Origin of the sequence: Sorangium sp. So ce302, from assembly GCF_051530145.1 — a bacterium.
GTDB classification, from domain to species: domain Bacteria; phylum Myxococcota_A; class Polyangia; order Polyangiales; family Polyangiaceae; genus Sorangium; species Sorangium cellulosum_B.
Map to the genome: position 1 here is coordinate 5,396,309 of NZ_CP150326.1, position 15,297 is coordinate 5,411,605.

Genomic DNA, 15,297 nt, shown 5'->3' on the forward strand with positions numbered 1-15,297 from the left:
CCCGCGGAGGCGCTCGGCGGGGCAGGGGCGGCGGGGCGGCGGGGTGCATCGAGAGGCGGCCGCCGGCCGAGGCGCGCCTCCGTGCGAGAATTTCTGCTCGCGCTCCGGCTCTGCTACCGTGCGGCCGTGGGAAACGCTCCGCATCGCTGCGTCGCAGCTCTCTCGGTGGGCTGGCTGCTCGCGCTGTCCGTCACCGCGGGCGCCGCGGGTTGCGCGTCGACCGAGTACGTCAACGAAGGTCCCGGGCAGCCGACGCCGCGGGCCTCCGGCTCGCTGCCTCCCGGATCGGTGGGCGTCTGCAAGCAGCCGCTCACGAAGCGGCCGCCCATCGTGAGCGAGGAGCTCTGGGCGCACGCGAAGCCGTGCACGTCGCGCACGCCGCCCTCGACCATCCGGCTCGGCTACGCGAAGGACGGCTCCGCGGGCGCCGATCCGGAGACGGAGCAGCTGGTCGAGAAGGTGCTGGCGGCGCTCGCCGAAGGGACGAAGCCCGATGGCGGGAACAACCAGGTCACGGGCGCGATCCGCGCGGTCCGCTCCTACGCGGCGAGGAAGGACGAGCTGCGCGCCCGGATCGCGCGGGACTCGGCCTCGGATCAGGCGTGCGACGTGACCTACCTGCTCAACACGATGTCCGCCGCGCGGGGCAAGCTGTCCGGAGGCGACGCCTGCACCGCGGAGGTGTTCGACCCGGAGACCCGCGCCGACGCGTGCCTCTTCGACACGAAGCGGCCCGAGGGGCTCTGGCTGTCGAGCGGCTGGTCCTGCATGACGTTCACCGGGGCGCTCGGGAACGAGGCGTCCTGCCATCAGCTCTGCGGTTACGACGACTACTGCGCGCGGCAGGTGTACTGCGCCGCAGGCGACGTCAACCTGCTGCTCTGCGCGCTCGGCGTCTGCCTGCCGGAGCCGTCCGCCGGCATCAAGTGACGGCCGCGCGGAGCTAGTCCGCGAGAAGCGCGCTCAGCCGCTCGAGGACGCCGCGGAGCAGCTCGCGCGCGCCGCGAAGGAGCGCGCGCACATCGCGAAGGGCGTCATGGACCTCGCCGGGCACGGGCAGGAGGCCCGCGCGGGCGGCGAGCGCCGCCCCCGAGACGAGCAGCAGGACCACGACCAAGGCCAGGAAGATGCGGCGGGGCCACCGCCGCCGTCGGCGGGGCGCCGGCGTCATCAGGGCCGGAGGCGCGGACTTGACCGGCAGCTTGCGGCTGGAGGGCGGCGGGAAGGAGGACTTGGGCGGCGGCTCGTCGAGAGAGACGGGGAGGATGCCGGCGAACGTGGCCGGCAGCGGCGTGTTCCCGGCGGGCGGCCGCTTGCTGCTGCGCGGCTCGCCTCGCCGCCCGGACGTGGAGCGGAGCTCCCCCCGCGACGACAAGCGGCTGTCCGCGAGCTGGATCGCCGTCGCGAGCTTCTTCCGGCGCTCGGTCACGGCGTCCCCGAGCGTCTCGCGGACGAAGCGACCGACGTCGCCGTCCGTGACCGAGGCGCCGAGAGAGATCGCGATCTGGTCGAGCGTTCGCTGGAACGACGCGCAATCGCTCCAGCGGTCCGCCGGATCCTTGGCCAGCGCGCGCTCGATCGCCAGCGCGAGATCGAAGGGGACGTCCGGCACGAGCTCGCGGATGGGGACGGGGGCGAAGCGAATGATGTTCTCCATCGTCTTCGCGTCCGTCTTGCCGCGGAACGGGTGGTAGCCGCTGAGGGTCGTGTAGAGGAGGACCCCGAGCGAGAAGATGTCGGCGCGCCGATCGACCTTGCCCGACGTGAGCTGCTCCGGCGAGAGGTACGGGATCTTGCCCTTGAGCTGGCCGGCGACGTGCGTCTCGTGCAGGCGGCCCGTGGCCTTGGCGACGCCGAAGTCGACGATCTTCACGATGCCGTCGAACGACACCATCACGTTCTGCGGGGAGATGTCGCGGTGCACGAGGTCGACGAGCCTGCCCTCGTCGTCGCGCAGCTCGTGCGCGGCGTGCAGGCCGGCGCAGATGCTCGAGGCGATGCGCAGGAGGATCGGCAGGGGGACGCCGCCGGTCGATTTCACCTGCTTGTTCAGCGAGGCGATCGTGTCGCCGTCGACCCACTCCATGACGATGTAGAGCACGCCGTTCTCGTCGCCGAGCTCGACGATCTCGACCGCGTGGGGGTGCCGGATGCGGGACGCGAGGCGCGCCTCGTCGAGGAACATCGCCTCGAAGGCCGGGTCGTCGCCGAACTCCGGCAGCATCGTCTTGATGGCGACGATCTTCTGGAAGCCGCGGGATCCCACGAGGCGCGCCGCCCAGACGGCCGCCATCCCTCCACGGGCGACCGGCATGAGGAGCTCGTAGCGGCCCAGCGTGTCTCCAGGCTTGAGGTCCGACAGGATCTGCACGCGGTGGTCCTACTAGATGGGGAGGCGGAGTTTGGAGGGGTAGGGCTCGAGTGCCACCGTTACGTTCGTGGAGGCCCGTAGCCTCGACGTCTGCCGGAGCGACGCAGCGCCATCGCGCCTGCACGTCACGAAGGAGGTCCCGCAAAGCCAGGGTGCCACGAAGCGTATACGGACCTCAAGCTCGGGGGCGAAGGCGCTTCGGAGGGACGCATCGCTGCGGAGGGTAGGCGAGCGCAGCCCGAAGAGAGGGCGCGGCGAGCGCGGCCGGGGCGATCGATGCGGCGCGCGAGGAGATCGGAACGGATGCGAACCGATGGGAACCGACGGGAACCGACGGGAACCGCGTGCGGCGAAAGGGAATGATTCGTTGCGTGTAAAGACGCGTGTAAAAGTGCGCGTAAAGGTGCGAAAAGTGCGCCAGCTCGCGTTGAAGACGCGGGCGCTGGAGTCGTGATACACGGTGAGCGACCTGCTCGACGAGGCCTCATGGAAGCCAATTTGCGCCCGATCCCGCCGCCTCACGACGAAGACAACGAAGACGTGCACTGGGCGCTGTCGACCGCGACCGCGCTGTGGGGGCGCGGGGAGCGCGACGAGGCCCTGAAATGGCTGCGCCGCGCCGCGGAGCAGGCCTCGGATGCCAACGCCGACCTGCGCGCCCTCGAGCTCTTCAAGGCCGCCGCGGAGGTGGCGCAGAAGATCGCGGCGCTCGAGGCGGATACGGCCACGGCCTCGCAGCCCACGACCGCGAGCGCGCCGCCGAATGCGGCCGCGAGCGCGCCTCCCCAGGCGTCCGGCGCGCCTCCCGCGACGGCGAGCGCGGCGCCGCCCAGGCCGAGCGCGCCGGGGGCATTGGCGCGACCGTCGCATCCGCCGGGCGTGGAGGCAGGACGAGCCGAGCGCGGCGGCGCGGGCACGAGCGCGCCGCCCGCCGCGATGCGGGCGCCTTCGGTCCGCGCGCCTGCCGGCGATGCGCCGACAGGGCCGATCACGTCCGCGGCGGCGACGTTCCGCGACGGCGCCGTGCCCAGGCCCGCGACGGGGCTGGGCCGGCCGGCGTCGGTGGTGCCGGGGCGCGCCCCTGGGCCGGTGAGCGCAGCGGCCCTGCGCGAGGTGACCCCGACCCAGCTGTCGCCGGCGGCGCGCACGCCAAGCCACGCGCCAGGGCTCCCGGCGCGCCCTGCCGCGGCGACGAAGACCGGCGCCCCGCCGGGCGCGGCCGCCTCGACGGCCGGATCGCCTGGCCGCGCTGTCCCGGCGAACGCGCGTGCGATCACCGGCTTCGCGGCGTCGCCCCACGGGAGGGTGTCGTCGACCACCGCGGTGACCGAGGAGGTCCCAGCGGTCAAGCTCCCGGCGGCGGGTGCGCTCGCTGGCCAGGAGCCGGGGCAGGGCGCGTCGGACGCCGCGCGCGAGAGTGCCAGCGGGGAGCAGCAGCTGGCCGACGCAGATCCTCCGGCCGATCAGCGCGCGACGGTGCCGACGCCGACGGCCATGGCCGCGGCGTTGGCGCGGCGGCCGGCGGTCCCGCTCGGCGCGGGCTCTTCGCAGGAGGCGACAGAGCGGCGCCCGGGGCTCTGGCCGAGCACGGACGATGAGGGCACCGCGCGCCGCCCCCTGACCCCGCAGGAGCAGCGGGTGCTGATGGAGCTCCGGATCGAGGATCTGGACGAGGAGACGCCGATGCTCGCCCTGGAGCAGCTGGCGGGCGACGGCAAGCCGCCCGCTGCCGCACCGGAGGCGGGCGACGCGTCCGACGACCGCGCCGACTGGACCGAGGCCGAGCCGGATGAAGCCGACGCTGGCATCGCCTCTGCGGATCACCAGGGAGATCCGACCTTGGCGGGGGAGCCCTCGGACGCGATGCAGGGCCAGGGCGCGGAGGAGGCGGCGTCCTGGTCGCAGGGAGCCCTCACGGACGATCGTGGGGGCTCGTCGGAGGACTCGTCGTGGAACGATCCGCCGTACGAAGGGGAATGGCAGGCGCCTCCGCCGCGGCTTCCCGCGTCGCAGATCGAGCCGCTGCCGGCGCTGCGGATCGCGGTGATCGGCATCTCGAGCGCCGGGGAGCTCCGGCTCGTCCCGATGGACGGAAGGAACGCTCCGCCACGGGGCGCGGCGCTCGGGATCCTCGTCCCGCTGAGCCCCGGGGACGGCGAGACGATCGCGCGGCTGCTCCAGCTGCGCAGCTGAGCTGCCGCGGCGCCGCGGGGACACGTTCGGCAAGAAGTGGGGCATCCCGCGCATCGACGGTAGCCTCGGGGGATGCATGACGAACGGACAGCCCCGAAGCGGATCCGCGTGACAGGACTGCAGGAGGCCCAGCTGCCGGCGCTCGTAGCGCTGGAGCAGGCCTGTACGGCGACGCACCGCGAGGCTGGCGCTGGGGTCGGGGTCTCGGAGATCGAGGCGCGGACGCTCGCCGATCTCGCCGCGCTGACGCGGCGGCACGACGTGCGCGTGGCAGAAGCGGACGACGAGGTAGCCGGCTACCTGGCGTGGCGTGACGAGGCGCCTGGGGTCGCAGTCCTGGAGGAGCTCTCGGTGCACCCGGACCACCAGCGATGCGGCATCGGGACGCGGCTGCTCGCGGACCTCCAGGATCGAGCGCGCGAGCTCGGCATGGATCAGATCGTCGTACGCTCCAGGGAGAAGGCGAGCTGGGCCCAGGCTTTCTACGAGAAGAAGGGCTTCGAGCCGCTCGGCGAGGGCGCGCCCGCGAAGGTCCGCGCGTGGTGGAGCGAGCAGGAGGCCTCCGGGAGCCCGCCGGCCCGAGCCGGCGAGGTCATCCTGTGGGCGGCCATTCCGCCGCAACGCCCTGAAGCGCTGGACGAGGGCGACGAGCGCAGCGAGAGCTGAACCCGGCCGGGCGGACGGTTCGCTCGGGGCCGTCGTGGGCCGGCGGGCGCCCGGGCGAAGGGGCGCGGTTGCAGAAGCGCGCGACGGCTCGGCCGGGGTTCGCCTGGCTGCGCTCGCGCCAGCCGTGGGGCCCGGAAAACCGACCGGGGGCGCGAGTTGACATAATGTTTCTTATGCGATCCAAGGCCGGTGCTGCGGGCAGGGGAGATCGGCTCGATTTCACGAGCAAATTCATGCACCTGAGGGCCGATCGGGCCCGCGGCGGTCGCCGCCGTCGCCGCAACCTGGGTCGGCTGCACCGGTCGCCGCCGTCGCCGCAACCTGGGTCAGTCGGCTTCGCCCGCGGCAACCTGGGTCGGCTGCGCCGGTCGCCGCCGTCGGTCGCCGCAACCTGGGTCGGTCGGCCTGCAACCTGCGGTCGGCCTCGCCCACGGACGGTCCGCCGCCACCCCTGGCTCTGCCCGCCACGAGACCTGGCCGGAGGCACCACTCCGGAGCCCCGCAACACGCCTCAAGGCGTCGTCCGCAACGCCCCGCGCGCCCTTCGGCCCGCCAGCATCGAGCCGCCGCGCCTCAGTCTGTACGTGTGTTCAGCCCTTCGGAACCGGGGGCGTCTCGACGTCGAGGCTCAGCAGCGAGCCGCCGTTCGTCAGGACGAACGCACGCCGGCCGTACGCCGCCGGCGTCATCGCGATGCCACCGCCGGTCTCGATGCCGTCGATCACGGCCCCGTCCAGCGGAGAGAACAGGAAGATCCCGTAGCGCGTGGTCGTCACCAGCAGCGCCCCCGAGAACGGCACGGGGGCCGAGATGCCGCCGTCAGGCAGGTCCCGGCGCCAGATCGTGCGGCCATCCTCCGGATCGAGCGCCCACAGGCCGGTCATGCCGGAGGACGCAAGCAGCACCTTCCGCGCGGGCACGATCGGACCGCCTCCGCTCCGGGGCTGGTGCGCAGGCTGCTCCCACAGGAGAAGCTCGGTCACGCCGACCGCCGTCTCGTTCATCCAGGCCCGGGTCCCGTTCTCTGCGTCGAGCGCGAAGACCCCGCCCGCGTAACCCGCCACGAAGACCACATCGCCCGAGGCGATCTTCCCGAGGACCGGCGTGGTGTCCGTGTCGAGGTACTTCGGCGTCTGGCCGCCCGCGCTCTGCTCGGCCTCGGCAGCCAGGTCGACGAGCGCCCACTGCTCGGACCCGTCCTTGAGGTCGTAGGCCATCACGACCCCGTCCGAGAACGCGGTGTAGACCTTGTCCCGGCCGAGCGCCGGCCCCGCGTGCCCGGAGATCTCCATCCCGCCCGCCGGCGTCCTGTGCTGGTGCCAGCGCATCGCCCCCGTCGCCGCGTCGAGCGCGATCAGCGTGTCGTTCGAGTTCGTCACGTAGAGCACGCCGTCGCGCAACACCGGCCGCCGCGCGACCCTCGCGTTGGTCATGAAGCGGTAGAGCAGCGCGCCGTCGGACGCGCGCACCTTGTAGAGGGCGCCATCGTCCGAGCCGAAATAGACCGTGTCCGACGCGGCGTCGTAGAGCGGCTCGCACTGCACCGGGCCGAGCGTCTCGAAGCGCCAGAGGACGTCGCTCGTGTCCGCGCGCAGCGCATACAGCCCGTGATCGCTCGATCCGACGAAGACGCGCCGGTGCGCCACGTCGATCTCGGGGCGGCCGCGCTCGTAGGCCTCGCCGACCTTGCGCGTCTCGGCGGTGAGCTCGCGGCGCATCGTGATGCCGAGGGCGCCGCCCGGGTGATGCAGCCAGAGCGGCGCATCGGGCGCCGCAGCGACGCCCAGGTTGCCGCAGCCGCTCAGCGGCGCGAGCCCCAGCCAGACGAGCGCGACGCCCGCTGCGCGGCTAGTGCGGCGCATCGCCCGCCTTCTTCTCCGCGTTCTCACGCGCCCGGCGGAGCAGCTGCTCGATCTCCTCCGGCGTCATCGACTGGCCCTTCGGACCGCCGAACGCGGCGCGGGGCGGCACGGCGGCCGGATCGATCTTGCGCAGCATCTCCTCGACGACCGCCTCGAGGAACTGGAACGGGCGGCCCTCCGTCGATGGCGCCTGGAGCTTCTCGTGCGCGCTCTTGAGCAGCTCCTTCGCCTTGTCGGTGTCGCCCTTGGCCAGGTGGAGCCGCGCCTGGTGGTACAGCGCGAGCTCCTTGTAGCCCTTCATGTCGATCGCCTCGAGCTCCTTGAACGACGCGAGCGCGCCGTCGAGATCCCCCTTGCCCTCGCGGGCGAAGGCAATGCCCTCGATGGCGCGCCCCTTCACGTCGGGATCGGCCCCGGCCAGCGGCGACGAGACCACGACGCTGTACGCGTCCAGCGCGTGCGCGTAGTCCTTCTTGTCGAGCAGCACCCCGGCCTGCCCGAGCTTCGCCAGCGTCGCCGCCCCGGTGCCGGCGTGCTCGTCGATGACCTTGTTGTACTCGGCGAGCGCGGTGGCCGACCGCTCGTCCGCGGTCTTGAAGGTCCTCGTGACGTCGAGCTCCTTCTCCTCCTCGGTGCGCGTGTCCTCGGCGAGCACCCTGCCCCGATCCGCGGCGACGGCCGAGACGAGCGCCGACGAAGAGACGGCGTCCTTCTTCTCGACCCGCGACAGGTAGAACAGCACGCCGCCGGTCGCGACGAGCGCCGCCAGCACGCCCCACTGGAGGATGTGGAAGTTCGCCTTGATCCACCGGCCAGCGCCGCTGCTCATCCGGCTGAGCGCGTCCTCGACCATCTCGCCCGGCAGCAGCTGGACCGGGCGGCGCCCCTCGGCCTGCTCCCTGCGGCGAGCGAGCAGCTCCTTCGCGCGGGCGTTCTTGTCCTTGGGCAGCTCCTCGCCGATCGCCTTCTTCTTGCGACGGCGCGCCGTGGCCTCGTCGCGGCGGCGGGCCGCGCGGTTCGGCGCCGCCTCGGCCGCCTCTTCGCCCGCCGCCTCCGGCGCGGGAGCCTCCTCCGCCTCGCCGACGCCGAGCGCGTCGGCCACGCGCTGCGCGGCCTCGTCGTCGCCGTCGCCGCCGCCGGCGTCCTTCACCGGAGCGCCGCGCGGCGGCCTCGCCGGGGCCGCCTCCGCGGCCCCGTCCTCGTCGCCATCGCTCCGCGTGGCGACATCGCCGTCGCTCCGCGCGGATTTCTCTTCGGCCTGCTCTCGGTCCTTGTCCGACACGCGGCGGACTCTAGTCTCGCGGCCTGCGGCGTCAATCTGGCCGGTGAGCGGCGGGCGCTTCGTCGTCCGAGCGCGGCGGCGCCCCGGCCTCCCCGGGCGACCAGGGCGCAGGCTGCGGGGGCGGGATCTCGTCGCTCAGCGGGACGACCGCGCACGCGGACACCTCGACGTTCTGGGTCGCGTACACCACGAAATCGCCGTAATTGCCGGCCTGCGCGCCCGCCGCGGGCGGCAGCGTCGCGAACGCCTCGGTCGGCTCGCTCCCCGGCGGGATCGCGAGCGTGACCGCGCGCTCCGGATCGAGCTCCGGCGCGCTGGCCGGGACGAGCGACGCGCCGTCCCGCTTCGGCGGGCGCCAGCCACGCGTGGGCCTGCCGAACCGCACCTCGCCGGGGCGGCCGTCGTCGGTCCGCGCGCGGCAGAGGACGCGCACGCCCTTGCCGTTGCCGGCCTTCGGGATCACGACGCCGAGGCCCACCCCGCTCTTCGCGAAGCGGCGCAGGCGGCCGAGATCGCGCTCGCGCGGCCCGCCGAGGAGGTCGAGGATGTCGGCCCGGAGCGCGAGCCCGAGCCCCCCCGGCAGCGGATCGGGCGTGCCGAGCATGCGCAGGAGCGGCGCCCGGAGCTCGGGGCCGGCGCCGAGCTTCACGAGGGCCTCCGCGATCGCGACCCGCGCGGTCTGGTACGGCTCCTGGCTCAGCCGCTCCGCGAGCGCCGGCCGCGCGGCGTCCTCGCCGATCGCCGCGAGCGCGGCCGCGGCGTACGGGCGGAGCCGCACGTCGCCGAGCGCCGCGATGAGCGGCGGCAGCGCCGCCTTCACCCGGATCTTGGCGAGCGCGTCCACGATCTCGCGCGCCCGCTCGAACGAGGTCACCTCGCCCGCGTCGGCGCCGCCGTCCTGCTCGGGGCCGCGGACCACCTGCCGCAGCCACGCCACGAGCACGTCGTCGCCGCGGCGATCGCCCGACTCCGCCAGCGCGAGCGCCGCGAGGCGCCGCCACTTGCGATCGCGATCGACGACGAGATCGCGGGTGAGCGGCGCGCCCTCGCCGAGCCGCGTGAGCGAGAGCGCCGCCCAGCGCCGCACCTCGTCGTCCTCGTCGCGCACGAGCGCGAGGCGCAGCGAGGGCGCCGCCTCGGAGCGGCGCAGATCGAACAGCACCTCGCCCGCCTTGCGCCGGATGGCCACGTCCGCGTCGTCGAGCAGCGCCGCGACCTCGACGACCGCGTCGGCGTCGCCCGCGATGCCGCGGCGGAGCGCGTCGGGCCAGCCCTTGCCCTCCTGCCGGAGGCCGCGGACCTCGTAACGCCCGTGCGACGCCTCGATCGCGCGCAGCTCCGACCGCATCGCGGCGAGCTCCGCCGGGCGCAGCGCGGAGATGTCTTCCTGCTGGCGCGGATCGGTCGCCACGTCGTAGAGCGCGCACGCGCCGATCTTGCGCGCGCAGACGAGCCGCAGCGTGCCCTTGGCGAGCAGCGTCTGCGTGTCCGTCTCGGCGAACGCGAAGCCCGGGAGCGAGGGCGGCCCGCCCGGCGCCGCCTTGCCCTGCTCCGCCGCCTCGTCGCCGGAGGCGAGCAGCGGCCCGAGGTCGGCGCCGCGCACGCGCGCCGGCCTCGGGATGCCGAGCCCCGCGAGCACCGTCGGCAGGAGATCGACGAGCTGCACCGGCGCCCGGACCACGCGCGGCGAGAGCAGGCCGGGCGCGCTCACGAGGAGCGGCACGCGCGCCTGCTCCTCGTACACGGTCGTGCCGTGGTAGCGACCGCCGTGCTCGCCGAACTCCTCGCCGTGATCGGCCGTGACGATCACGACGGCGTCCGGGCGCCCCTTGCGGACCTCGTCCACGATCGCGCCCACCCCCGCGTCCGCCACGGCGATCTCCGCGTCGTAGCGGTCGATGTCGCGGTCGCCGAGCGGGTGCTCCGGGTGCGCCTCGTACGGCTCGTGCGGCTCGAAGAGGTGCACCCACATGAACGCGCGCTGCTCCGGCCCGAGCCCGGCGAGGTAGCTCCGCACCTGCTCCAGCCGGAGCTCTGCGCTCGCGAACTCGACCTTCCGGTACTCGAAGTCGAGCGCCCGATCGCGCAGCGCGCCGAAGCGCTCGCCGTCGATGAAGAACACCGCCGGCGGATAGAAGCCCGCCGTCTTGTAGCCGTAGCGGCGGAGGTGTTGCGCGAAGGTCTCGGAGTCGTCCCCGAGCCCTTGCAGCACGAGCGGGCGGATGTACTTGCCCGTCATGAGCGACGACACCGCGTACGACGTGTGCGGCGTCGGCGTGTACGCCGCGTCGAAGCGCACGCCCTCGGCCGCGAGGCGATCGAGGTTCGGGGTGATCTTCCTTTCGTAGCCGTACGCCCCCACGTGGTCGGCGCGCAGGGCGTCGACGCTGATCAGCACGATGTCGCGCCCCCGCAGATCGATGGCGTGCCCGCTCGCGCGCTCGTCGAGCGGCGCGGCGTCGAGCGGCTCGGGCGGCGACAGCACGGCGGCGAGCTCGACCACGTGGCCGAGCAGCGGGCTGTGCGTCGCGTAGATCAGCCGGATGTTGTCCGCCAGCGCGAGCCTGTCCGCGGCGCCGGGCGCGAGCGCCGCGCCGAACGCGAAGAGGACGAGCGCGAGCGCCGCGCGCACCAGCCTGGGCGAGCGCCGCCCGTGCAGGTCCTCCAGGCGAGCCGCGCGCGCAGGCAGCGCCGGCGTCGCGAAGGTCGCCGCCGCGAGGGTGAGCGCCGCGAGCCCCAGGTGGAAGGCGGCGTAGAGGCGCGGCAAGACGCGCACGTTCGCGACCTCGAGCAGGACGATCGCGCAGATCGCCGCGAGGAGGAGCCACCTGCCGGAGGCCGCGGCGCGCGCTCGCTTCAGGGCGCGCGCGGCGCGCGGCGCCGCAGCGAACGTCGCCGCGGCGGCGACGAGCGCGAGCGCCGCGATGAAGGGCGCGCGCCGGCCGCCCTCGAGCATGCGCCCCGTCGAGACCCCGAAGGCCACCGCGCCGCCGAACACGCCCGCGATCAGCGCGGCCGCGGCGCGGAACGCCTTGCGCTCGGCGCGCATGACGATCTCGAGCACCGCGCCGAGGACGGCGGCGCACGGCGCCGCGGCCGAGAGCGCGAGCGGCAGGAGGTCGCGCAGGGCGCGGCCGAGCTCGTAGGGCCCGAGGAGCTCTCGCCACCGCCACACGCCGACGACCAGGAGCTCGGCGAGCGCGAGCGCCGCGATCGCGAGGTAGGCGTCCGCCATGCGCCACCCGATCTCCGTCTCCAGCTTCCTCGGAGGCGCGTCGGAGTTCCCGCTCGGGAACGTGGCGCGGCTCGGCGCGGGCGCCGGCGTGGACGGGCGCGCCGGCCCGGCCTGCGGGCGCGGCGCCGCCGGGGCCCGGTGGCCGGCCGGCCCCGGCATGACGCCGGCGATCCCCTCCCCGGCGGCCGTCGTGTCAGGCCGGCTTCCCAGGAGGGGCCGCCCGGAGGGCGCGGGCCCCCCAGGAGGCCGGCTGGCGCCCCCATGGCCCCGCGGGCGCATCGGAGCGGCCCCGTTGCGCTCGGTCATGCGTAGGAGACTTCGAGGATCTCGTACGTGCGCGGCCCGGCGGGCATGTTCACGCGGACCTCCTCGCCGACCTCATGGCCGAGCAGCGCGCGCGCGAGCGGCGAGGCGATGGAGATGCGCCCGACCTTGAGATCGGCCTCCTCGGGCCCGACGATCTGGAAGCTCTGCTCCTCGTCCGTGTCCACGTTCGCGAGCTTGACCTTGGCGCCGAACTGAACCTTGCTGCCGCTCAGCTTCGACGGATCGATCACCTCGGCGCGCGAGAGCGTCTGCTCGAGGTAGCTGATGCGGGCGACGATCATGCCCTGGCGCTCCTTGGCGGCGTGGTACTCGGCGTTCTCGGAGAGATCGCCGTGCTCCCGGGCCGTCCCGATGTCCTTGACGACCTGCGGCAGGTCGATCTCTTTCAGCCGTCGCATCTCTTCGCGGAGCCGCGCTTGTCCCTCGGGCGTCATCGGTACTTTCTCGGACATGGTGGGACGCTTTTAGCATGGCTCCCGGCCGGGAGACGACGGCCCTAGGCGCGCCAATCGCCCGAGGCGCCAGGCGCCCGGACCGCAGCGCGTGCCCCGCCGCCTTCGCCTAGCCGCGCCAGCGAACGATCTTCCGCGGCGGCCGCCGCGCATGGGCGTCCGCTGACTTGGTCGCGCTCCGGACGAGAGCCGCCGCCGTCCTGGAGAGCTCCTCGGGATGCGGTCCGCCGTGCGGGACGGCCGCGGCGTCCACCTTCGCCGTGGCCGCGCCGGTCGCCTCGGCGACCCGCACCTCGACCGGGACGTCCGCGTCCGGGAGCCGCACGAGGCCCCGGTACACGAACTCCCCTGGCGCATCTCCGGCGTCGGCCTGCTCCAGCACGTAGCGAGCGCCGGAGGACGGCCGTCCGACGGCCTGCGTCACAGCTGCGGCCCCGCGGGGGCGCGGCCCGACGCCGCCTTCTTGGCAGGCGTGCCGCGCGGCCCGCCCATCTCGTCGAGGAACCGGCGCGCGGTCACGGCGAACGGGCCGCCCCAGTCCCGGATGACCGACTCGAACACGGCGCGCGCCTCGTCGGGCTTCTTCATCTTGAGGAGCGTCTCGCCCTTGAGGACGAGCGCCTCCGGATCGAGCCCGGAGCCCGGGAAGGTCCGCAGCGCGTAGTCGATCCGGGCGAGGGCCGCGTCGAACGCGTCTTCCTTGAGGTAGTAGCGCGCGACGTAGAGCTCGTGGCGCACGAGCCGCCCCGTCACGACCTCGAGCATGTAAGCCGCGTCCTCGCGGTACCGGCTGCGCGGGTACTGCCGGAGGAACGTCCGGATCTCCTTGTAGGCCTCGAGCGTGGTCGCCTGATCGCGCTCCTCGGCCGGCGGCAGGAACACCGTGTCGTCGATGTCCAGGTAGAGCGCCTTCGCCATCCGGTACTTCGCGTACTCGACATTCCGGTCCGTCCGGTGCTCCTGGATGAACGCGCGGTACTCCGAGATCGCCTCCGGGTACTTTCCCTGCTCGAAATCGAGGTCCGCGATCCTGAGATCGGCGAGCCGGGCGTAGCGGCTGTAAGGGAAGAGCCGCTTCACCTCGCCGAAGAGGGCGCGAGCGTCCTCCCAGTCCTTGGCCTGGAAGGCGGCCATCGCCTCGTTGTACGCGGCGCGCGCGTCCTCGGTGTACGTGAGGGTCGCGGTGCGGCCGTCGTTGAGCTCGAAATCGCAGCCCGCGAGCGCGCCGAGGGCAGCGAGGCACCCGGCGAGGGCGAGGACAGCGGCGGAGGGTCTCATCGAGCAGGCCTCGTACCCAATCCGGCGCCGGCGCGCCAGGGCTTCCGCCGTGGGGCCGGGCCTGTGCTCCTTCGCTCCCCGCATCGTGGCGCACGGCTGAGCTGGGGTATGGTCGACCCATGCCCGCTTCCTCTCCGCCGCCCGCCCCAGCGGCCACCGCCCCGCCCGGAGGCGCCGCCGCGCCCACCGTGCTCGTGGTGGACGACGAGCGCAACATCCGCCGCACCCTCGCGCTGGTGCTGCAGGGTGAGGGCTACCAGGTCGCGGAGGCCGCGAGCGCCGAGGCGGCGCTGGAGCTGCTCGCGCACGGCGACAGCCCCGTCGACCTCGCCCTTGTCGACCTGCTCCTGCCCGGCATGAACGGCCTCGACCTCCTCCAGCGCGTGCGCCAGGACGACGCCACCCGCGAGCTCCCGGTGATCGTGATCAGCGGCCACGCGACCGTCAACGACGCGGTGAAGGCGATCAAGCTCGGCGCCAGCGACTTCTTCGAGAAGCCGCTGAACCGCGAGCGCGTCCTCGTGGGCGTGAAGAACGCGCTGCAGAACTCACGGCTCGCTCGAGAGGTCGAGGATCTCAAGGCGCAGGTGCAGGCGCGCTACGAGATGATCGGCCAGAGCGCGGCGATGCAGCGGCTGTTCAAGGAGATCGACCGCGTCGCGCCCACGAAGGCGAGCGTGCTCATCACGGGCGAGAGCGGCACGGGCAAGGAGCTCGTCAGCCGCGCCATCCACCGGCTGTCGCCGCGGGCGCGGGGCCCCTTCGTCCGGGTCAACTGCGCCGCGATCCCGCGCGAGCTCATCGAGAGCGAGCTCTTCGGCCACGAGCGCGGCGCGTTCACCGGGGCGAGCGGACCGAAGCGGGGCTTCTTCGAGCAGGCCCACGGCGGCACGCTGTTCCTCGACGAGATCGGCGACATGGACCTCGCCGCCCAGGCCAAGGTGCTGCGCGCGCTGCAGTCGGGCGAGATCTGCCGCGTCGGCAGCGAGCACAGCCGGTACGTCGACGTCCGCGTGCTCGCCGCGACGAACAAGGACCTCTCTCGCGAGGTCGCCGCGCTGCGCTTCCGCGAGGACCTCTTCTTCCGCCTCGCCGTGTTCCCCATCAAGAGCCCGGCGCTGCGCGACCGCATGGAGGACCTGCGCGCGCTCGCCGACGCGTTCATGGCGGCGTTCTGCAACGAGAACGGCCTCAAGCAGAAGGCCATCGATCCGGTGGTCTACGCCGCGCTCGAGCGCCGGAGCTGGCCGGGCAACGTCCGCGAGCTCAAGAACGTGATCGAGCGCGCCGCGATCCTCTCGGGCGATGTCGTCACGATCGCCGATCTCCCGGAGGATCCGCACGAGAACCCGTTCGAGGACGACGCGCAGGGGGCCGCCGGTGACGGCGCGGCGGCGCCCCCCGCCCCCGTCGCGGCCGAGCCGCCCGCGGGCGCGGCCCGCCACGAGCCGGAGCGCCCTCGCCTCACGCTCCGCGAGTTCCGCGATCGGGCCGAGCGCCGCTACATCGTCGAGGTGCTGGCCAGCCTCGACTGGAACATCTCGCGCGCGGCCGTTCTGCTCGGCGTCGAGCGCACGAACCTCCACAAGAAGATCCGCACGTACGGCATCAAGCGAGGTGAGGCGCCGTAG

General features: G+C 73.8%; 11 protein-coding genes. 4 read left to right on the top strand and 7 right to left on the bottom strand.

What is annotated here, in order from left to right:
* Positions 1-126: 126 nt before the first annotated feature.
* Positions 127-930 carry a hypothetical protein gene (locus tag WME73_RS20430; RefSeq protein WP_231864919.1) on the top strand — a complete coding sequence of 268 codons (804 nt, stop codon included), beginning with the start codon at positions 127-129 and terminating at the stop codon, positions 928-930.
* A gap of 13 nt (positions 931-943) precedes the next feature.
* Here the strand turns inward: WME73_RS20430 and WME73_RS20435 are convergent, their stop codons facing one another.
* Positions 944-2,371 carry a serine/threonine protein kinase gene (locus WME73_RS20435; RefSeq protein WP_437747088.1) on the bottom strand — a complete coding sequence of 476 codons (1,428 nt, stop codon included), beginning with the start codon at positions 2,369-2,371 and terminating at the stop codon, positions 944-946.
* A 486-nt stretch (positions 2,372-2,857) separates the two neighbouring features.
* Between WME73_RS20435 and WME73_RS20440 the strand changes: the two genes are divergently transcribed.
* Positions 2,858-4,564: a hypothetical protein gene (locus WME73_RS20440; RefSeq protein WP_437916813.1), complete on the top strand. Its 1,707-nt coding sequence runs from the start codon at positions 2,858-2,860 to the stop codon at positions 4,562-4,564.
* 72 nt (positions 4,565-4,636) lie between these two features.
* Positions 4,637-5,230 carry a GNAT family N-acetyltransferase gene (locus tag WME73_RS20445; protein ID WP_437916814.1) on the top strand — a complete coding sequence of 198 codons (594 nt, stop codon included), beginning with the start codon at positions 4,637-4,639 and terminating at the stop codon, positions 5,228-5,230.
* A 590-nt stretch (positions 5,231-5,820) separates the two neighbouring features.
* Here WME73_RS20445 and WME73_RS20450 read toward each other — a convergent pair.
* From WME73_RS20450 to WME73_RS20475, 6 genes are all read right to left on the bottom strand, one after another.
* Positions 5,821-7,092 carry an outer membrane protein assembly factor BamB family protein gene (locus tag WME73_RS20450; RefSeq protein ID WP_437873007.1) on the bottom strand — a complete coding sequence of 424 codons (1,272 nt, stop codon included), beginning with the start codon at positions 7,090-7,092 and terminating at the stop codon, positions 5,821-5,823.
* A complete protein-coding gene (locus WME73_RS20455; protein ID WP_437747092.1) occupies positions 7,079-8,374 on the bottom strand; it encodes a tetratricopeptide repeat protein in 1,296 nt (431 codons plus the stop codon). Before WME73_RS20455 ends, WME73_RS20450 begins: the two co-directional genes overlap by 14 nt.
* 31 nt (positions 8,375-8,405) lie before the next feature.
* Entirely contained in the window at positions 8,406-11,768 is a 3,363-nt protein-coding gene (locus tag WME73_RS20460; protein WP_437916815.1) for a sulfatase-like hydrolase/transferase, read from the bottom strand.
* 143 nt (positions 11,769-11,911) lie between these two features.
* Positions 11,912-12,388, bottom strand: coding sequence for a transcription elongation factor GreA (gene greA / locus WME73_RS20465; protein ID WP_012236225.1), 477 nt, complete (start codon positions 12,386-12,388; stop codon positions 11,912-11,914).
* A 109-nt stretch (positions 12,389-12,497) separates the two neighbouring features.
* The gene (locus WME73_RS20470; protein ID WP_437747094.1) at positions 12,498-12,812 is read right to left on the bottom strand and encodes a hypothetical protein; all 315 of its coding nucleotides are present in this window, start codon (positions 12,810-12,812) and stop codon (positions 12,498-12,500) included.
* Complete coding sequence (locus WME73_RS20475; RefSeq protein ID WP_437916816.1) at positions 12,809-13,666, bottom strand: outer membrane protein assembly factor BamD; 858 nt, start codon at positions 13,664-13,666, stop codon at positions 12,809-12,811. Before WME73_RS20475 ends, WME73_RS20470 begins: the two co-directional genes overlap by 4 nt.
* 119 nt (positions 13,667-13,785) lie before the next feature.
* Here WME73_RS20475 and WME73_RS20480 point away from each other — a divergent pair, with 119 nt between their 5' ends.
* Positions 13,786-15,297 carry a sigma-54-dependent transcriptional regulator gene (locus WME73_RS20480; RefSeq protein ID WP_437916817.1) on the top strand — a complete coding sequence of 504 codons (1,512 nt, stop codon included), beginning with the start codon at positions 13,786-13,788 and terminating at the stop codon, positions 15,295-15,297.